The sequence below is a fragment of the Promicromonospora umidemergens genome (assembly GCF_024171995.1).
In the GTDB taxonomy this organism is placed as follows: domain Bacteria; phylum Actinomycetota; class Actinomycetes; order Actinomycetales; family Cellulomonadaceae; genus Promicromonospora; species Promicromonospora umidemergens.
Map to the genome: position 1 here is coordinate 17889 of NZ_JAMTCT010000024.1, position 16894 is coordinate 34782.

19 protein-coding genes are annotated in these 16894 nt (G+C 73.1%); 14 read left to right on the plus strand and 5 right to left on the minus strand.

Annotated elements, in window-relative coordinates:
• Positions 1-108: 108 nt before the first annotated feature.
• Positions 109-987, minus strand: a complete 879-nt coding sequence (locus APR04_RS25605; RefSeq protein ID WP_253876197.1) for a LysR family transcriptional regulator — start codon at positions 985-987, stop codon at positions 109-111.
• Between the two features lie 187 nt (positions 988-1174).
• On the opposite strand from APR04_RS25605, the gene APR04_RS25610 reads away from it, so the two are divergent.
• Genes APR04_RS25610 through APR04_RS25625 form a run of 4 tightly spaced genes read left to right on the plus strand, consistent with a single transcriptional unit; the run spans position 1175 to position 4721 of the window.
• Positions 1175-2194: a tripartite tricarboxylate transporter substrate binding protein gene (locus tag APR04_RS25610; RefSeq protein ID WP_253876200.1), complete on the plus strand. Its 1020-nt coding sequence runs from the start codon at positions 1175-1177 to the stop codon at positions 2192-2194.
• Positions 2195-2202: 8 nt separating this feature from the next.
• Positions 2203-2754, plus strand: coding sequence for a tripartite tricarboxylate transporter TctB family protein (locus APR04_RS25615; protein WP_253876213.1), 552 nt, complete (start codon positions 2203-2205; stop codon positions 2752-2754).
• A gap of 21 nt (positions 2755-2775) precedes the next feature.
• Positions 2776-4329 (plus strand): tripartite tricarboxylate transporter permease, encoded by a 1554-nt coding sequence (locus APR04_RS25620; RefSeq protein ID WP_253876217.1) that lies wholly within the window; start codon positions 2776-2778, stop codon positions 4327-4329.
• Positions 4326-4721, plus strand: coding sequence for a universal stress protein (locus tag APR04_RS25625; protein WP_253876219.1), 396 nt, complete (start codon positions 4326-4328; stop codon positions 4719-4721). The genes APR04_RS25620 and APR04_RS25625 overlap by 4 nt, the downstream gene beginning before the upstream one ends.
• 93 nt (positions 4722-4814) lie before the next feature.
• Here the strand turns inward: APR04_RS25625 and APR04_RS25630 are convergent, their stop codons facing one another.
• Together APR04_RS25630 and APR04_RS25635 are read right to left on the minus strand one after the other, a co-directional pair.
• Positions 4815-5525 (minus strand): FadR/GntR family transcriptional regulator, encoded by a 711-nt coding sequence (locus tag APR04_RS25630; RefSeq protein ID WP_253876222.1) that lies wholly within the window; start codon positions 5523-5525, stop codon positions 4815-4817.
• 33 nt (positions 5526-5558) lie between these two features.
• Positions 5559-6692 (minus strand): L-talarate/galactarate dehydratase, encoded by a 1134-nt coding sequence (locus APR04_RS25635; RefSeq protein WP_253876229.1) that lies wholly within the window; start codon positions 6690-6692, stop codon positions 5559-5561.
• A gap of 80 nt (positions 6693-6772) precedes the next feature.
• Between APR04_RS25635 and APR04_RS25640 the strand changes: the two genes are divergently transcribed.
• Genes APR04_RS25640 through APR04_RS25655 form a run of 4 tightly spaced genes read left to right on the plus strand, consistent with a single transcriptional unit; the run spans position 6773 to position 9829 of the window.
• Positions 6773-7714 carry an NAD-dependent epimerase/dehydratase family protein gene (locus APR04_RS25640; RefSeq protein ID WP_253876231.1) on the plus strand — a complete coding sequence of 314 codons (942 nt, stop codon included), beginning with the start codon at positions 6773-6775 and terminating at the stop codon, positions 7712-7714.
• 51 nt (positions 7715-7765) lie between these two features.
• Positions 7766-8167 (plus strand): ArsR/SmtB family transcription factor, encoded by a 402-nt coding sequence (locus APR04_RS25645; protein WP_253876236.1) that lies wholly within the window; start codon positions 7766-7768, stop codon positions 8165-8167.
• Positions 8164-8913, plus strand: a complete 750-nt coding sequence (locus APR04_RS25650) for a cation diffusion facilitator family transporter (protein ID WP_253876248.1) — start codon at positions 8164-8166, stop codon at positions 8911-8913. The genes APR04_RS25645 and APR04_RS25650 overlap by 4 nt, the downstream gene beginning before the upstream one ends.
• Entirely contained in the window at positions 8906-9829 is a 924-nt protein-coding gene (locus APR04_RS25655) for a cation diffusion facilitator family transporter (protein ID WP_253876250.1), read from the plus strand. The genes APR04_RS25650 and APR04_RS25655 overlap by 8 nt, the downstream gene beginning before the upstream one ends.
• A 48-nt stretch (positions 9830-9877) precedes the next feature.
• On the opposite strand, the gene APR04_RS25660 is transcribed toward APR04_RS25655, so the two are convergent.
• Positions 9878-10498: a TetR/AcrR family transcriptional regulator gene (locus APR04_RS25660; RefSeq protein WP_253876252.1), complete on the minus strand. Its 621-nt coding sequence runs from the start codon at positions 10496-10498 to the stop codon at positions 9878-9880.
• Between the two features lie 85 nt (positions 10499-10583).
• On the opposite strand from APR04_RS25660, the gene APR04_RS25665 reads away from it, so the two are divergent.
• Complete coding sequence (locus APR04_RS25665) at positions 10584-11015, plus strand: nitroreductase/quinone reductase family protein (RefSeq protein ID WP_253876254.1); 432 nt, start codon at positions 10584-10586, stop codon at positions 11013-11015.
• 21 nt (positions 11016-11036) lie between these two features.
• Here the strand turns inward: APR04_RS25665 and APR04_RS25670 are convergent, their stop codons facing one another.
• Positions 11037-12161 (minus strand): epoxide hydrolase family protein, encoded by a 1125-nt coding sequence (locus tag APR04_RS25670; protein WP_253876256.1) that lies wholly within the window; start codon positions 12159-12161, stop codon positions 11037-11039.
• A 108-nt stretch (positions 12162-12269) separates the two neighbouring features.
• On the opposite strand from APR04_RS25670, the gene APR04_RS25675 reads away from it, so the two are divergent.
• The 5 genes from APR04_RS25675 (at position 12270) to APR04_RS25700 (ending at position 16883) form a co-directional block, all read left to right on the plus strand.
• Positions 12270-12950, plus strand: a complete 681-nt coding sequence (locus tag APR04_RS25675) for a GntR family transcriptional regulator (RefSeq protein WP_253876258.1) — start codon at positions 12270-12272, stop codon at positions 12948-12950.
• Positions 12951-13013: 63 nt separating this feature from the next.
• The gene (locus tag APR04_RS25680) at positions 13014-14225 is read left to right on the plus strand and encodes an NAD(P)/FAD-dependent oxidoreductase (RefSeq protein ID WP_253876260.1); all 1212 of its coding nucleotides are present in this window, start codon (positions 13014-13016) and stop codon (positions 14223-14225) included.
• Positions 14222-14536, plus strand: coding sequence for a (2Fe-2S)-binding protein (locus tag APR04_RS25685; RefSeq protein WP_253876262.1), 315 nt, complete (start codon positions 14222-14224; stop codon positions 14534-14536). The genes APR04_RS25680 and APR04_RS25685 overlap by 4 nt, the downstream gene beginning before the upstream one ends.
• The gene (locus APR04_RS30750) at positions 14533-15960 is read left to right on the plus strand and encodes an FAD-dependent oxidoreductase (RefSeq protein ID WP_301312991.1); all 1428 of its coding nucleotides are present in this window, start codon (positions 14533-14535) and stop codon (positions 15958-15960) included. The genes APR04_RS25685 and APR04_RS30750 overlap by 4 nt, the downstream gene beginning before the upstream one ends.
• Positions 15957-16883 carry a dihydrodipicolinate synthase family protein gene (locus APR04_RS25700; protein ID WP_253876264.1) on the plus strand — a complete coding sequence of 309 codons (927 nt, stop codon included), beginning with the start codon at positions 15957-15959 and terminating at the stop codon, positions 16881-16883. The genes APR04_RS30750 and APR04_RS25700 overlap by 4 nt, the downstream gene beginning before the upstream one ends.
• Positions 16884-16894: the final 11 nt, after the last annotated feature.

Consider the following 16894-nt stretch of genomic DNA (forward strand, 5'->3'; position numbering starts at 1 on the left):
ATTCGGCCCGGCGGACGCCGCCAACCTAAGAAGTCGAACGATGCCTGTCCAAGCCCGATTTGGCATCGGCCGATACCCGACCAGCATCACTTCGACCTCGCCGGAGGGCTAGACGGGATGGAGGAAGCGGAGGAACTCGTGCAGGGCCGGGTCCTTGGCGTCCCGGTTCCAGATGGCGTGCAGCTCGACGACCCCGTGCGGCACGTCGGCGAGCTCCAGGAACGTCACCCCGGACAGGCCCAGCAGGCGGGCCGACTCGGGGACGAAGGCCACGCCGCGGCCCGCGGCCACCAGCGAGCACATGGTCAGGATCTGGCTGACGACGTGCACGACGCCGGTGTGCTCGACGGCGATGTAGCGCACCACCATGTCGTAGAAGTAGCGGGCCTTGGTGGGATGGTGCCCGATCACGGGCTGCTCGCGGAGGTCGGCTGCGGAGACCGGCCGGTCCAGCCGGGTCAGCGGGTGCCTGTGCGGCACGGCGAGGACCAGGTCCTCCGACAGCAGCAGCCGGGAGTCGAAGCTCTCCTGGTCGAACGGCGGCCGGCCGAGCGCGAGGTCGAGCTCGCCGCGCCGGATCGCCTCGATCTGCTCGACGGTGACGAGCTCCTGGAGGTCGAGGTCGACGTCCGGCATGAACTCGGCGATCTCCTGGACCAGCGTGCCGAGCAGGCTGAACCCGGAGGCCGCGGTGAACCCGAGGCGCAGCACGCCGGCCCGGCCTGCGGCGATCTTCCGGGCCAGCGCGGGGGCGGCGTCGGCGGCGGTGAGGAGCCGGCGGGCCTCCTGGAGGAACACGGCGCCCGCCGTCGTCAGCTCGACGTGCCGGTTGTCCCGCTCCAGGAGCGGGACCCCGACGGCGCGCTCGAGCTTCTGGACCTGACGGCTCAGCGGGGGCTGGGTCATGGTGAGGCGCTCCGCGGCGCGGCCGAAGTGCAGCTCTTCCGCCACGGCCACGAAGCAGCGGACCTGGTCGAGGGTGTACACGATGCCTTCCGAGAATCAAGCAATGCAGTAAGAGGCTTAGACAGGCATCGTATGGGCTTCCTATGCTCAACGCCCGACCGGGATATGCCTTTCCTCCGGTCGCGGGCGGCCCCCGGGCTGCCTCGCCCAAGGTCTCCGTCTGTTCAAGATCTCCATCTGTTCGAAAATCTCAATGAGGAGAGCTGTGATGACATCCTTTACCCGCAGGACCCGGCGCACCCGCAGGGCCCTCCTGGGCGCCACCGCCGCCGGCGCCGCCCTGACCCTCGCCGCGTGCGGCGGGAACGTGGCCGGCGGGGCCGACGCCGCCGGCGCCGAGTTCCCGACCGGTCCCGTGACCATCACCGTGGGCCAGGACGCCGGCGGTTCCACCGACCTGATCGCCCGGGCAGTGGCCGAGGGCATGGCCGAGGACCTGGGGGTGGCCGTCCCGGTCGTCAACCGGGCCGGGGCGAACGGTGCGCTGGCGACCGAGGAGGTCGCTGCCGAGCCGGCGGACGGGCACGAGCTGGTGCTCCTGAACGCCTCCCTCATCACGATCACGCCGCTGGCGGTGTCCGACGACGAGGCGGTCGACCTGAGCAACCTCGACGTGCTCAAGGGCCTCTCGCAGGACGACTACGTGCTGCTCGCCAGCGCCGAGTCCGGCTTCGAGGACCTGAAGGACCTCCAGGACGCGTCCGGCGACATCACGTACGGCACCACCGGCGTCGGCACAGGCTCGCAGCTCGCGCAGGCGGCGCTGTTCGCGCAGGCCGAGATCGACGGCACCGCTGTCCCGTTCGACTCGGGCTCGCCCGCGCTCACCGCCGTCGTCGGGGACCAGGTCCAGGTCGCCACCGTGCAGCTCGGCGAGGCGAAGCCGCAGATCGACGCAGGCAAGGTCGTCCCGCTGCTGGCCTTCTCGGCAGAGCGCAACCAGTTCCTGCCGGACGTTCCGACCGCCGTCGAGGAGGGCTACGACGTGCCCGTCTCCCAGTACCGTGCGGTCGCCGCGCCGAAGGGCCTGCCCGAGGACGTCAAGGCCCGGCTCGTGGAGTCGATCGACGCGGCCACCGCGTCCGAGACCTACACGGCGTTCAACGAGAACAACCTGCTCACCCCGCTGGAGATCTCCGGGGAAGAGGTCACGACCCAGTGGTCGGAGCTCGCTGAGAAGTACCGGGCGCTCACCGACGAGTACGACATCAGCCTCGCGGAAGGCTGAGCGACCCCGTGGGAACGGCAACCGAGAAGGACGAGGTGCTCGTGGACGGCGACCCGGCACAGGTCCCGGCCGGCGAAGCTGCCGGCGCAGATACCGACGAGCGGGCCGACGACGTGCCACCGCCCGCCGGCCCGGTGGCCAACCTCGCCGCCTGCCTGACGACCGCCGCCGTCGGCGTGGCCGGTGCCGTGGCGGCGGTGGCCCTCGGCCTCGGTACCCCCGCGCAGCCAGGGGCCGGGCTGTGGCCGCTGGCCGTCAGCGTCGCCGTCGTCGTGCTGTCCCTCGCCCAGGTCCTGATCGGGCGCCGGGGCGGGGACGGAGAGAAGTTCTCCCGGTACTCGTGGCTCTCGCTGGTCGGCCTCGCGACCCTGCTCGGTCTCGTGGCCCTGCTGCCCGTGATCGGCTTCGAGATCCCCTCCCTGCTGCTGAGCGTCGTCTGGATGAAGTTCCTCGGCGGCGAGACCTGGCGCTCGGCGCTCCTGTACTCCGCGCTGGTCGTCGGCGTGCTCTACGCGGTCTTCGTCGGGGCGCTCGGCACCAACGTCCCGCACCTCTTCTGACCCCACCCAAGGGAATCGCACGTGGAATCGCTGCACAACGTCGCCGCCGGCTTCGCCGTCGTGCTGGAACCGACCAACCTCCTGTACTGCCTGGTCGGGGTGGTCATCGGCATGCTCATCGGTGTGCTGCCCGGGCTCGGCCCCGCCGCCACCATCGCCATCCTGCTGCCGCTCACCTACGGCGTCGAACCCGTCACCGCGATCATCATGCTCGCGGGGATCTTCTACGGCGCCCAGTACGGCGGCACCATCACCTCGGTGCTGCTCCGCCTGCCCGGGGAGGCGAGCTCCGTGGTCACCGTCCTGGACGGGCACGCGCTTGCCAAGCAGGGCCGGGCCGGTACGGCGCTCGGTGTCGCCGCCGTCGGCTCGTTCGTCGGCGGCACCGTCGCGATCATCGGGCTGACCTTTCTCGCCCCGCTCGTCGCGGGCTTCGCCCTCGACTTCGGCCCGCCCGAGTACACCGCTCTGGCCCTCGTCGGCATCCTCCTGGTCGCGACCATCGCCTCAGGCTCCAAGGTCAAGGCGCTGGTCGCCGCCGCCATCGGGCTGCTGCTCGCCACGGTCGGCCGCGACGCCTTCACCGGCGCCGAGCGGTTCACGTTCGACAGCCTGAGCCTGGCCGACGGCATCGACTTCGTCCCCGTCGCCATGGGCCTGTTCGGCCTCGGCGAGATCCTCTACAACCTGGAGGAACGGCACCGGGCCGTGTCCGCGCCGGGCAAGGTGACCAACGTCTGGCCCACCCGCAAGGACCTCAAGGAGTCGTCCGGCGCCGTGGCCCGCGGGTCCCTGCTCGGGTTCTTCCTCGGCATCCTCCCCGGTGGCGGCGCCACCATCTCCTCCATGGCCGCCTACGCGGCCGAGAAGAAGCGCGCCAAGGACCCGAGCCGCTTCGGCAAGGGCGCCATCGAGGGCGTCGCAGGCCCGGAGACGGCCAACAACGCAGCCGCCACCAGCTCGTTCATCCCGCTGCTCACCCTCGGCATCCCCGCCAACGCCACCATGGCGCTCATGTTCGGCGCGCTCCTCATCCAGGGAGTCACACCCGGCCCGCAGCTCGTGACCGAGAACCCTGAGCTGTTCTGGGGCGTCGTCAACTCGATGTACATCGGCAACGTGCTGCTCCTGATCATGTCGATCCCGCTGGTCGGCGTCTTCGTCCGGATCCTGCGCGTGCGCGCCGCGATCCTCGCGCCCGTCACCGCGTTGATCACCATGATCGGCGCCTACACCATCAACAACTCCGTCTTCGACGTGCTCCTGGTCGTCGTGTTCGGCGCCGTCGGCTACCTGATGAAGAAGTTCGGCTTCGAGCCGGGGCCGCTCGTGCTGGCGTTCGTGCTCGGCTCCCTGCTGGAGTCCAACCTGCGGCGCTCGCTGCTGATGTTCGACGGCTCCGCGACCGGCTTCTTCACCCGGCCCATCTCCGCGACCCTCCTGGTGGTGTTCGTGGTGGTGGCCGTGCTGCCACTGGTCCGGTCCGTCCGCAACCGGCGGGCGGCCCCGTCGCAGGTGGACGCCGCGCCCGTCAAGAACCGAGACGTCAAGAACCGAGAGGAAGAGTCAGTATGAGCATCGTCGTCGGGTACGTCCCCACACCCGCTGGGGAGGCCGCCGTGCGGGCGGCGATCGCCGAGGCAGGGCTCAGGGACGAGGACCTCCTGATCGTCAACTCGGCCCGGGAGGGTTCGCTCGTCGAGACGACCGTCGCCACGCCGGAGGACCTCGACCGGGTGCTCGCGCAGGCGGCGGACGCCGGCGTGCGCGCGAAGGTGCTGCGCGGCACGCACCGCGACGACTTCACCGACGAGATCCTCGACCTGGCCGAGCAGCACGAGGCGTCGCTGATCGTGATCGGCCTGCGCCGGCGCAGCACCGTGGGGAAGTTCATCATGGGCTCGGTGGCGCAGCGGATCCTGCTCCAGGCGGACCACCCGGTCCTGGCGGTCAAGCCGGCGTCATAGGTGGTGAGCTGCTGCAGGCGCTGGGCGCTGCTCGGCCGCTGGATGTCGAACGTAGGCTTCGTCGCTTCATGAGCCCTCAGAGAGCGACGAAGCCTACGTTCGACGTCGGGGAGGCGCCGACTCCTCGATGAGTCGGCGGCGGGAGCCCGCAAGGTGGACCCGCATCGCCGCGGCGGCGGCGAGCGGGTCCTGCGCCTCCAGCGCCTCCAGCACCACCCGGTGCTCGTGCACGACGGCAGCGAAGCGGCCGGCGTCGGGCCGGTCGCGCTCATAGCGGTCCAGCCGGCCGCGCGGCATGGCGATCATCTGCGGGCCGAGCCGGTCCAGGGCCTGCAGCAGGAACCTGTTCCCAGCGGCCTCGGCCACGAGCCGGTGGAAGGCGAAGTCGTGCTGCACGGCAGTCGCCGGATGCCCGTCGGAGGCAGCAAGGGCATCGAGCCGGTCGGCCAGCGCCGCGAGCTGGGCCGGCGTGCGCCGGGTCGCTGCGAGCGCGGCGGCCTCTGCCTCCAGCGCCAGGCGGTACTCGACCAGGGCGAGCCGGTCGTCCAGCGACCGGGCGAGCTGCGGGGCTCCGTCGGCGTCGTCCGCCGGGGGAGTGAGCGCGTAGCTGCCGCTGCCCCGCCGGGTGTGGACCAGCCCCTCCAGGTTCAGGCGGGCGATCGCCTCTCGCACGACGGTGCGGCTGACCTGGTGCTCGGCCGCCAGGCGCGGCTCGCTGGGCAGCTTCTCGCCCGACGCGATGTCGCCGTTGACGATGCGAGTCCGCAATGACTCCACCAGGGTGCCGCTCAGGGTCTTGGCCATGTGCCCATGCTTCCACCGCTCGTCCGTCCTGGGTCAGCGGGGGGTGATGAGGGTGGTGTCGGTGGTCCAGGCGCGTGCCTGCTCGCTGAGGGTGACGCCGAGGCCCGGGCGGTCGGGGACGAGCATGCGGCCGTCCCGCGTCTCGAGGCGCTCGTCGAACAGCGGGTCGAGCCAGTCGAAGTGCTCCACCCACGGCTCGCGCGGGTAGGTCGCCGCAAGGTGGAGGTGGATCTCCATCGCGAAGTGCGGTGCGAGGTCCAGCCCTGCCTGGTCCGCGAGCGTGAGCAGGCGCAGGAACTGCGTGATCCCGCCGACGCGCGGGGCGTCCGGCTGGATGATGTCGCACGCGCGGGTGGCGATGAGGCGCTCGTGCTCCGCGACCGACGCGAGCATCTCGCCCGTCGCGATCGGGGTGTCCAGGGCCGCGGCGAGCGCGGCGTGGCCCTCGGCGTCGTAGGCGTCCAGCGGCTCCTCGATCCAGGTGAGGTCGAACTGTTCGAGACGCCGACCCATGCGCAGGGCGGTGCTGCGGTCCCACTGCTGGTTGGCGTCGACCATGAGCGGAACGGAGGGGCCGATGTGCTCGCGGACGGCGGCGACGCGAGCCAGGTCCGCGGCGCCGTCGGGCAGGCCCACCTTGATCTTGATGCCGCCGATGCCCTCGGCGATCGAGCGGCTCGCGCGGTCGGTGACCTCCTCGATGCTCGCATTGAGGAAACCGCCCGAGGTGTTGTAGGTGCGTACCGAGTCGCGGTGGGCACCGAGCAGCTTGGCCAGCGGCAGGCCCGCGCGCTTGGCCTTCAGGTCGTACAGCGCGATGTCGATCGCGGCGAGCGCCTGGGTGGCGACCCCCGAGCGGCCCACGGACGCCCCCGCCCACAACAGCTTCGTGTACAGCTTGGCGATGTCGTTGGGGTCCTCGCCGACGGCGGTCTGTGCCACCTCCTTCGCGTGCGCGTACTGCGCGGGGCCGCCCGCACGCTTGGAGTACGAGAAGCCGAGGCCCTCGAACCCCTGCTGTGTGGTGATCTCCGCGAAGAGGAACACGACCTCGGTCATCGGCTTCTGGCGGCCGGTGAAGACCTTGGCGTCGGAGATGGCGGTGGCCAGCGGCAGCGTGACAGTCGAGAGCTGCACGGTCCGGATGGCGTCGGGCTGGTACGTCATGGCGCTCCTTTGCGGCGGGTTCAGATGTGATCATACAAGTATCGAACCTGTATGACGAATATGGATGGGACCCTGAGCCCATGACCACGCATCTCGTCGTCGGCGCCGGCCCGGTCGGTGCCGCACTCGCGTACCGGCTGTCCCAGGCCGGTCGCACCGTCCGAGTGGTGACCCGCTCCGGCGTCGGACCCAGCCTTCCCCGCGTCCAGCGGCTCGCGGTCGACGCGACCGACGCGGCGGCGCTCGCGAACGCCGCCCAGGGCGCGGGCGTGCTGTACAACTGCGCGAACCCCGGGCCGTACCCGGAGTGGGAACGCGGCTGGCCGCCGCTGGCCAAGTCGGTGCTGCACGCGGCCGAGGCGTCCGGGGCGGTGCTCGTCAGCCTGGGCAACCTCTATGGCTACGGGCCGGTCGACGGGCCGATGACCCGGAGCAGGCCGCTCGCCCCGTCGGGCCCTCTCGGTGAGGTCAGGGCACAGGTCTGGCAGGAGGCGCTCGCCGCGCACCAGGCCGGCCGCGTTCGAGTCACGGAGGCGCGGGCCTCCGACTACATCGGACCGTCGGTGACCGAGGCGCACGGCGTCCTGCCGGTGTACGCGGCGGCGACCCTCGCGGGAAGGTCGGCGCCGGTCCTCGCGGACCCGGACCAGCCGCACACGTGGACGGCCGTCGACGACGTGGTCTCGACCCTCGTCGCGCTCGGGGTGGACGACCGGGCCTGGGGTTCGCCATGGCTCGTGCCGTCGAACCCGCCCGCGACGGTCCGTGAGGTGCTGCGTGAGCTCGGTGCCCGGGCCGGGACGGGTGAGCCGCGGCTCCGGCGCGTGCCGCGCATCGCGTTGCGCGCCGGGGGGCTCGCGGTGCCGCTGGCGCGCGAGGCGCTCAGCGTGCTCTACCAGTTCGACCGGCCGTTCGTCGCGGACACGTCGGAGACCAGCAACGTGCTCGGGGTCCGGCCCACACCGTGGACGCAGATCCTGGACGCGACGGCGCCGGCGTGGCGGGCCCGCGCGACGGCCTGACGCTCGCGCCCACAGCAAGACGCTGGCCAGGGGCAGTGCTAGCATCGCCGCATGGCGATGACAGAGACGGGGAGCGATCATGCTCCGGACGGTCCAGAGGCGATGGCGGTGGCGGCCTGCCTGTTCCACGGGTTCTCGGACCCGTCACGGCTGGCGATCCTGCGGCACCTGGCGCTCGGTGAGCACCGGGTCGTCGATCTGACCGGGCACCTCGGCCTGGCGCAGTCGACGGTGTCCAAGCACCTGGCCTGCCTGCGGGACTGCGGGCTGGTCGAGTCCCACCCGCAGGGGAGGGCCTCCGTGTTCTCCCTGAGCCACCCGGAGGCGACGCTCGCGGTGCTGGAGTCCGCCGAGCGGCTGCTCGCCCTGACCGGTGACGCCGTGGCGCTGTGCCCGGTGTACGGGGTCGACGGCTCCGCCGCGCACGCGACCGTGCGGGACGGTGCGGCATGAGCGCCGAGCCGGACGCGAACGCGGAAGCCCGGGTGCGGGCGCCAGGCGACGCGCAGGCGCTGGCGCAGAGGACGGAGCGGCTGACGCGGCGCGGCCTGCGCCTGGCGCAGTTCACGGTCGCCTACAACGTGGTCGAGGGCGTCGTGGCGATCACGGCGGGCATCGCGGCCGGCCTGGTCTCCGTGATCGGGTTCGGCATCGACTCAGGCATCGAGTCGATCGCCGCAGTGCTCGTGTGGCTCCGGCTGTCTGCCCGCCTCCGGCACGGCGAGGCCGACGAGCGCAAGGAGCGGATCACGCTGCGGCTCGTGGCGATCACGTTCTTCCTGCTGGCCGGCTACGTGACGGTCGAGGGCATCCGCAGCCTCGTGGTCGGCGAGACGCCGCAGAGCTCGCCGGTCGCCGTCGGGCTCCTGATCGCGTCGCTCGTCGTCATGCCGCTGCTGGCCGCTGCCAAGCGCCGCGTCGGGCTGGCCCTGGCGGACCCGCTCATCCTCGCAGACGCCGCGGAGACCCGGATCTGCGTGCTGCTGTCCGTCTCCACGCTGCTCGGTCTCGTGATCTTCGCGCTGACGGGCGCCGGCTGGGTGGACGCCGTGGCCGGGTTCGTGATCGCGGCCTTCGCCATCCACGAGGGCCGTGAGGCGTGGGAGGGCGAGCTGGAGCACGACCACGGCCACGATGTCGACGATGATGGGGACCATGACCATGGCGCCGACCACGGGAGGACCGCCGTCGATGGCTGACCACCAGCACCACCACGGTGCGCACGCCGAACAGGGCAACCGGCGGCGCCTGGCGTTCGCGTTCGGGATCACGGCGGCGGTCTTCCTGGCCCAGGCGGTCGGCGCCGTGGTCACGGGCAGCCTCGCGCTCCTGGTCGACACCGGGCACATGCTCACCGACGTCGCGGGCCTCGGTATCGCGCTGTTCGCGGCGTCGCTCGCGCTGCGGCCGCCGTCGCCGCGCAGGACGTGGGGCTTCCGGCGGGCCGAGATCCTGGCGGCGCTGGCCCAGGCCGCCGTGCTGCTCGCCGTCGGCATCTACGCGCTGATCGAGGGGGTGGGCCGCCTGACCGGCCCGGCACAGGCGCCCGGGCCGGGCCTGCTGGTGTTCGGCATCGTCGGCCTGGTCGGGAACGTCGTGGCGCTGCTGGTGCTGGCGGGCGGCAGGTCGGCGTCGCTCAACCTGCGGGCCGCCTTCCTCGAGGTGGCGAACGACGCGCTCGGGTCGGTCGCGGTGATCGTGGCGGCCGTGGTGATCGCGACCACCGGGTGGCAGCGGGCCGACGCCGTCGCCGGGCTCGTCATCGCGGTGCTGATCCTGCCACGGGCGGCGAAGGTCCTGGCCGACTCGGCGAACGTGCTGCTGGAGTCCACGCCTGCCGGGATCGACCTCGACCTGGTGCGGGCCCGGCTGCTGGAGGTGGAGAACGTCGAGTCGGTGCACGACCTGCACGCCTCCCTCGTCGCCACCGGCCTGCCGACCATCAGCGCGCACGTGGTGGTGCGGGACGCCTGCTTCCGCGACGGGCACGCCCCGCCGGTCCTCGACGCCCTGCAGCGGTGCGTGGCCACCGAGTTCGACGTTCCGGTCGAGCACTCGACCTTCCAGCTCGAACCGGCCGAGCACGCGCGCCACGAGGCGCCGACGCACGCGTGACGGCGCCCGGCGGGCCCGGCGTCGACCCGGGCCGGGCTGCGGCGCCGGTCAGCCCGCCGGTGTGCTCGCCGGACCGCAGACGCGCTCGACCAGGTAGCGCCAGCCCGCGTCGAAGGAGGCGGTGAGCGCGGGTCGGTCCAGCTCGGGGGTATCGAAGAGCTGGAGCAGGAGCGGCCCCTCCAGCGCGGACGTGAGCTGGCCGGCGAGCAGGTCGACGTCGGCCCCCGGCAGGTCGAGCTCGCGCAGCAGCACCCGGATGTGGATCTGGGACATCGGCGGGCGGCGGCCGCCCGGCTGGCGGCCGCCGACCGCGGCGCGGGCGATGTCCTGGTTCTCCGCGAGGAAGCGGATGCGGGCGGATCCGTAGGCGACGAGGCGGTCGACCGGCGGGGCGCCGGGGCCGAGCGGCGGCGGGCCCGAGAGGATCTCCTGCTGCAGCGCGCGCTCGTTGTCGTCCAGGAGCGCCTGGAAGATTCCCGCCCGGGTCCCGAACCGCCGGAACACCGTGCCCTTGCCCAGCCCGGAGCGCTCGGCGAGCCGGTCCATCGTGAGGCAGCCCGGCCTGTCCTCCGCCAAGAGCTCGCGCGCGGTGGCGAGCAGCCGCTGCCGGTTGCGCGCCGCGTCGGCGCGCTCGGGGTGCGGAGCGCCCCAGGTCAGCGGTGTACTCATTTCCGGATGCTATCGGGAATCGGGTAAGCGGGGTAAAGTCCGGTTATGTCGACCGGTACGGCCGACCGAGACTGTGGAGGACGACATGGCAGACATGAACACCGGTGTCATCGAGGCGTTCCGGGCGAACGCGGGCGTGCTGGGCGACGACGTCGCGGGCGGGCACTTCACCGGCAAGCGCCTGGTGCTGCTGCACCACGTGGGCCGGGCCAGCGGCAAGGAGTACGTGACGCCGCTCGTGGCCGCGACCGACGGCGACGCCTACGTGGTCACCGGCTCGCTCGGTGGCGCGCCCAAGGACCCGGCCTGGGTGGCGAACGTCGAGGACGGCCCCGGCGAGACCACCATCGAGGTCGAGGACAGGACCATCCGGGTGAAGGCCACCGTGGTCCGGGCGGGGGAGCCCGACTGGGAGCGGCTCTACGGCATCTGGGCCGAGTACTGGCCGGACGCCAAGGAGTACGAGACCCACACCGACCGCAAGTTCCCCGTCATCCGGCTCGAGCCGAGCGCCTGAGCTCGCCCGCTCGGCTTCCCGTCAGCCGACGGACCGGACGAACTCCCGGACGCGCGCCGCCATCTCGCCGGGCACCTCGCCGACCGTGAAGTGTCCGCCCTCCGCCAGGCGGTCGAACACGTGCAGGTCGAGGTAGTGGCGGCGCGCGAGCGACTCGGGGTACGTCCGCTCGTGCAGCTGGACGAACACGGCCGCAGGCACCCCGGTGGGCGGGATCGGGCCGGGCTGGTCGGCGCCCTCGTAGTACGGCCGGAACGACGACGCGATCGTCTGCGTCGCCCAGTAGATGGTCGCCTCGGTGAGGATGCGGTCCCGCGAGATGCGGCGTTCCACCGCGGCGGGGTCGCCCGGCGGGGTGTCGCTCCACTCGACCAGCTTCTCGGTGAGCCACGCGAGCAGGCCGGCGGGGGAGTCGTTGAGAGCGGTCGCGAGGGTGTCGGGCCGGGTGGCCTGGAGGTGCCCGTAGGCGCCGTCGGTCCGGTGCTTCGCGGCGAGCTCGTCGAAGAACTCCTTCGCCGCCGGGTCGGTGAGGGCGGCGCGCTCCTCGTCGGTGGGGAAGTGCGCGTGCGTGGCCACGATCCCCGCCACGTGCTCCGGGTAGCTGGCGGCGATGAGGTCGCTCACGTTGGCCGTGACGTCCTCGCCGTAGGTGAAGTACCGCTCGTGGCCGAGCGTCTCCGTCATCAGCGTGTGCATCGTCGCGGCCAGCCGCTTCTCGGACAGCTCGCCCTCCGCGTACGGTGTGGAGAACCCGAACCCGGGCAGGCTCGCCACGACGACGTGGAAGTCGGGCAGCAGGTCGGCGAAGTCGAGCTGCAGGGCGAACGTGTGCGGCCAGCCGTGCAGCACCAGGAGCGCCGGGGCGTCCGGTCGTTCGGAACGCAGGTGCACGAAGTGCAGGTCGGTGTCGCCGACCTCGGCCAGGAACTGCGGGTGCGTGTTGAGCCAGGCCTCACGCGCCCGCCAGTCCCAGCTGATCCACTGGTCGACGAGCTCGCGCAGGTAGGCGGCGGTCATGCCCGACGCCGGTCGCCGGGGCGAGTCGTCCGGGATCCGGCTGCGTGCCAGCCGGTCGCGCAGGTCGGTCAGGACCTGGTCGGGGACGTGGATCGTGAAGGGCCTCGGCTCGCTCAGGGGCTTGCTCATGCAGGAGACGCTACGACGAGCCTCTGACACCGGGTCGTGTCACGACGACGGACTCAGGCGTAGCAGTAGTATATTACTGCCGTTGTCCGGCCGGCCCGGGAGTGCCCCATGAGCGCAGCAGCACCGACCCCGTCCCTCCGTCGCCTTCCGCAGGTCGCGAGCCTGCGCGAGCAGGTTCACGGCGCCCTCGTCGCGGCCCTCGTCACGGGCGAGCTGGAGCCCGGCGAGCTCGTCTCCGTGCCGACCCTCGCCGCGCGGTTCGACGTGTCCGCGACCCCGGTCCGCGAGGCGGTGCTGGACCTGGAGCGCCGGGGCTTCCTGGAGGCGGTGCGGAACAAGGGGTTCCGCGTCACTCGGGTGAGCGACGAGACGCTGCGGCACGTCGCCGCCGTCCGTCTGGTGATCGAGCCGGTCTGGATGGAGCGGCTGGCGGGGTCGTTCCCGGTGGGCCGGCTCCCGGAGCTTCGTGCGCTCGCCGACGAGATCGTCGAGTGCGCGCGCGCCGGCGACCTGATCGCCTACCTGCAGGCCGACCAGGCGTTCCACCTGCGGCTGACCGCCCTGCTGGGCAACCCGGTGGCCGGCGAGATCGTGTCCGACCTGCGGGACAGGGCGCGGCTCCTCGGGCTGTCGGCCATGGTCGCTGGCGGCACGCTGGTCGGCTCCGCCCAGGAGCACCATGAGCTGCTCGACCTGCTGGCGGCCGGCGACGGACCGGGCGCCAGGGCGCTCATGGAACGGCACATCGGGCACTCGCTGGGCACGTGGGCGGGCAGGCCGGAGGACTGATCGGCCCGGCACGGGCGCAGCACGGACCGAAGCGGGACCGAGACCAGCCAGCGAGGGGTGGACATGGCAGCGGACGTCGTGATCGTCGGTGCCGGGATCGTCGGCGCGGCGTGCGCGCGAGCCCTCGCCCGGGCGGGCGCCCGGGTCGTCGTGCTCGACCGCGGCGCTGCCGCCGCCGGCACGAGCGCCCACGGTGAGGGCAACCTGCTGGTCTCCGACAAGGGGCCCGGCCCGGAGCTGGAGCTGGCCAAGGTGTCGCTGCGCCGGTGGGCCGTCCTCGCGGACGAGCTGGCGGACGAGCTCGGGCCGCGGTTCCCGTCCGTCGAGCACGACACCAAGGGCGGTCTCGTGGTCGTCACCTCCGCCGACGGCCTGACCGGCCTGCGCCGGTTCGCCGCTGCCCAGCGGGCTTCCGGCGTCGAGGCCGTGCAGGTGAGCGCCGACCGGGCCCGCGAGCTCGAGCCGGACCTGGCGCCCGGTGTGCTGGGCGCCGTCCACTATCCGCAGGATGCCCAGGTGCAGCCCGTGGCGGCCGCGGAGGCCCTGCTCGCCTCAGCGCGCCGAGCCGGCGCCGACGTCCGCACCGGCGTCGAGGTGACCGGCCCGCTGCTCGGCGCCGGCGGGGCGCTGGCCGGCGTCGCCACCTCGCGGGGCGAGATCCCCGCCGGCGCCGTCGTCGTGGCGGCCGGACCCTGGTCCGGCGAGGTCGCCGAACGGCTCGGCTCGCGGATCGCCGTGCGGCCGCGCCGCGGGATGGTGCTCGTGACCACCCCGATGCCCCAGCGCATCCGGCACAAGGTCTACGACGGCGACTACTTCGCCGCCACGCAGTCGGCAGGCGCGGAGCTGCAGACGTCCGCCGTCGTCGAGTCGACGCGGGGCGGGACGGTGCTGATCGGGTCGAGCCGGGAGCAGGTCGGGTTCGACGACCGGCTGCGCACCGAGGTGCTCGCCCAGCTGGCGCGGCGGGCCGTCGCGGTGTTCCCGTTCCTTGCGCGCACCAACGTCATGCGGTCCTACCTGGGCTTCCGTCCGTACATGCCCGACCACCTCCCGGTGATCGGTCCCGACCCGGCCCGCGCGGGGCTGTGGTTCGCCACCGGGCATGAGGGCGCCGGTGTCGGGCTGGCCCCCACCACCGGCGACCTGATCGCCGCGCAGCTGCTGGGGCTCGAGCTCCCGGCCGACCCGCGTCCCTTCGCCGTCGACCGGCCGAGCCTTGCCGAGGCCGAGCCTTGCGCACCCCGACCACCCGTGCAGGAGGTGCGGTCATGACGTCGTACCGGCTACCCGCGGAGCTCGACCCCGCCCGACCTGCCGCAGACAGCCCCCTGACCATCCGGGTGGACGGCGAGCCGGTCACCGGGGCGGCCGGGCAGACGATCGCCGGCGTGCTGCTCGGTGCCGGACGGCGCCAGTGGCGCACCACCGCCGACGGCGCGCCCCGCGGTGTGTTCTGCGGGATCGGCGTGTGCTTCGACTGTCTCGTCGAGGTCAACGGGCTGCGCGACGTGCGCGCCTGCCTGCGGCGTGCGCAGGACGGCGACGTCGTGGCCCGCCAGGGCGGATCGGAGGCCACCGCATGAGGAACGTGGTCGTGGTCGGCGCGGGACCAGCGGGGCTCGCTGCCGCCCGGGCGGCAGCGGTGGCCGGGGCGCAGGTCACGCTGCTCGACGCCGCCGACGGGCTCGGCGGCCAGTACTGGCGCCACCTGCCTGCCGACCGGCCGGCCGCCCGTGAAGGCGTGCTGCACCACAGGTGGGCGACGTTCGGCGGGCTGAGCGACGTGCTGCGCGCGCACCCCGCCGTGACGGTGCTCCCGTCGGCGCAGGTGTGGTCCCTCGAACGCCTCGACGGTGGCGTCCGCCTCAACGTCCTGCTCGGGGAGCCCGACGGCGCGGGGCGCTCGGCCCGGACGTTCGAGCCGGACGCCCTGGTGCTGGCGACCGGCGCCCACGACCGGACCCTGCCGTTCCCCGGCTGGCAGCTCCCCGGCGTCTGCTCGGCCGGGGCGGCGCAGGCGCTGGCGAAGGGAGAGTGGGTCGCCGTCGGACGGCGCGTCGTCGTCGCAGGCGCCGGGCCGTTCCTCCTCCCCGTCGCGGCGTCGCTGCTGCGGACCGGTGCCACCGTCGTCGGCGTGCACGAGGCCGGCCGGGTCGGCGCCCTCGCGCGCGGCTGGCTGAGCCGGCCCTGGGAGCTCGCCGGTGCGGCCGGAAAGGCCGGCGAGCTCGCCGGATACGTCCGTGACCTGGTGCGCCACTCCGTGCCGTGGCGGCCTGGCGAGGCAGTGGTGGCCGCGCACGGCGACGGTCAGGTCGAAGCGGTGACCGTGGCCCGCCTGGACGAGCGCTGGGCTCCGGTCGCCGGGACGGAGCGGGTGGTCGAGGCCGACGCGGCGTGCGTCAGCCACGGCTTCACGCCGCGTCTCGAGCTGGCGATCGCTGCCGGGTGCGCTCTCGCGCCGAGCCGGTTCGTGGTCGTCGACGACAGCCAGGCCACGTCCGTCCCCGGAGTGTGGGCCGCCGGCGAGCTCACGGGCATCGGCGGCGCCGACGCCGCGCTCGCCGAGGGTGCCGTGGCCGGGACGGCGGCCGCGGGCGGCGACACCGGTGCGGCCGCCGCCCGCCGGGCCGTCCGTGCGCGGGACCGGGCGCGCGGCTTCGCTGCCCGCATCGAGGCGGCGCACGGTGTGGGCGGCGGGTGGACCGGCTGGCTGCGTGACGACACCGTCGTCTGCCGCTGCGAGGAGACCACCTACGGCCGCGTCCGCGAGGTGGTGGAGCTGACCGGGTCGCACGAGACCCGCTCGGTGAAGCTCACGAGCCGCGCAGGGCTCGGCCCGTGCCAGGCACGGATGTGCGGCCGCACGCTCCAGGAGCTCCTTGGCGATCCGACGCCGTCCGTCGACCGCCGTCCCCTCGTCGTCCCGGTACGGCTCGGCGACCTCGCCGCGCTGCGCTCGGCGGCACCGACCCCCGCAGCACCCCGACCCGGAGGAGACCGGACATGAACCAGCGCTTCGACCTCGGCGGCGTGATCGTCGCTACCACCCTCGCCTTCACGCCGGACGACTCCGCACCGGCGGGGCTCGCCGTCGACTACGACCGCTTCGCCGCGCACTGCGAGCTCCTGCTCGACAACGGCTGCCGGGGTGTGGGCCCGAACGGCTCGCTGGGGGAGTACTCGTCGCTGACCGACGACGAGCGCCGCCGCGTGGTCCAGACCGCCGTCCGGACGGTGGGGGACCGCGGCCTCGTCGTCGCGGGGGTGCACGGCGTCGGCTCGCACCAGGCCAGGCAGTGGGCCGAGCTCGCGGCGCAGGACGGGGCCGACGCCGTCCTGCTCCTGCCGCCCACCATCTACCGTGCGAACCGCTCCGAGGTGCTCGCCCACTACGCCGCCGTCAACGAGGTGGGCATCCCGATCATGGTCTACAACAACCCGTTCGACACCAAGGTCGACCTGACCCCGGACCTTCTCGCCGAGCTTGCGCAGCTCGAGAACGTGGTGGCCGTGAAGGAGTTCTCCGGCGACGTGCGGCGCGTGCTGGAGATCAAGGAGCTCGCCCCGGACCTTGACGTGATCGCCGGCGCCGACGACCTGCTCTTCGAGTCGCTGGTGGCGGGCGCGACCGGCTGGTTCGCCGGCTACCCGAACGCGTTCCCGCGCGAGGCCGTCGAGATCTACACCCTGGTCGCCGACGGCAGGATCGCCGAGGCCCGGGAGCTGTACTCGCATCTCGTGCCGGCGTTCCGGTGGGACTCCCGGACCGAGTTCGTGCAGGCGATCAAGCTCTCGATCGACCTGGCCGGGCAGAGCTACGGCGGGCCGACCCGCCCGCCGCGCGGTCCGCTCAGCGCCGAGCACGAGGCCCAGGTGCGCAAGGACACCGAGGCGGCGCTCAGCTACATCGCCACCCGAACCCCTCGTTGAGCGACAGGAGG

What these genes read in the sequence shown, in the direction of transcription:
- APR04_RS25655 (WP_253876250.1), top strand. Translation starts at nt 8,906, where the DNA reads ATGGCTGACCACCAGCACCACCACGGTGCGCACGCCGAACAGGGCAAC.
- APR04_RS25630 (WP_253876222.1), bottom strand. Translation starts at nt 5,525, where the DNA reads ATGGCCAAGACCCTGAGCGGCACCCTGGTGGAGTCATTGCGGACTCGC.
- APR04_RS25625 (WP_253876219.1), top strand. Translation starts at nt 4,326, where the DNA reads ATGAGCATCGTCGTCGGGTACGTCCCCACACCCGCTGGGGAGGCCGCC.
- APR04_RS25665 (WP_253876254.1), top strand. Translation starts at nt 10,584, where the DNA reads ATGGCAGACATGAACACCGGTGTCATCGAGGCGTTCCGGGCGAACGCG.
- APR04_RS25635 (WP_253876229.1), bottom strand. Translation starts at nt 6,692, where the DNA reads ATGACGTACCAGCCCGACGCCATCCGGACCGTGCAGCTCTCGACTGTC.
- APR04_RS25640 (WP_253876231.1), top strand. Translation starts at nt 6,773, where the DNA reads ATGACCACGCATCTCGTCGTCGGCGCCGGCCCGGTCGGTGCCGCACTC.
- APR04_RS25675 (WP_253876258.1), top strand. Translation starts at nt 12,270, where the DNA reads ATGAGCGCAGCAGCACCGACCCCGTCCCTCCGTCGCCTTCCGCAGGTC.
- APR04_RS25680 (WP_253876260.1), top strand. Translation starts at nt 13,014, where the DNA reads ATGGCAGCGGACGTCGTGATCGTCGGTGCCGGGATCGTCGGCGCGGCG.
- APR04_RS25610 (WP_253876200.1), top strand. Translation starts at nt 1,175, where the DNA reads ATGACATCCTTTACCCGCAGGACCCGGCGCACCCGCAGGGCCCTCCTG.
- APR04_RS25700 (WP_253876264.1), top strand. Translation starts at nt 15,957, where the DNA reads ATGAACCAGCGCTTCGACCTCGGCGGCGTGATCGTCGCTACCACCCTC.
- APR04_RS25650 (WP_253876248.1), top strand. Translation starts at nt 8,164, where the DNA reads ATGAGCGCCGAGCCGGACGCGAACGCGGAAGCCCGGGTGCGGGCGCCA.
- APR04_RS25670 (WP_253876256.1), bottom strand. Translation starts at nt 12,161, where the DNA reads ATGAGCAAGCCCCTGAGCGAGCCGAGGCCCTTCACGATCCACGTCCCC.
- APR04_RS25645 (WP_253876236.1), top strand. Translation starts at nt 7,766, where the DNA reads ATGGCGATGACAGAGACGGGGAGCGATCATGCTCCGGACGGTCCAGAG.
- APR04_RS25660 (WP_253876252.1), bottom strand. Translation starts at nt 10,498, where the DNA reads ATGAGTACACCGCTGACCTGGGGCGCTCCGCACCCCGAGCGCGCCGAC.
- APR04_RS30750 (WP_301312991.1), top strand. Translation starts at nt 14,533, where the DNA reads ATGAGGAACGTGGTCGTGGTCGGCGCGGGACCAGCGGGGCTCGCTGCC.
- APR04_RS25685 (WP_253876262.1), top strand. Translation starts at nt 14,222, where the DNA reads ATGACGTCGTACCGGCTACCCGCGGAGCTCGACCCCGCCCGACCTGCC.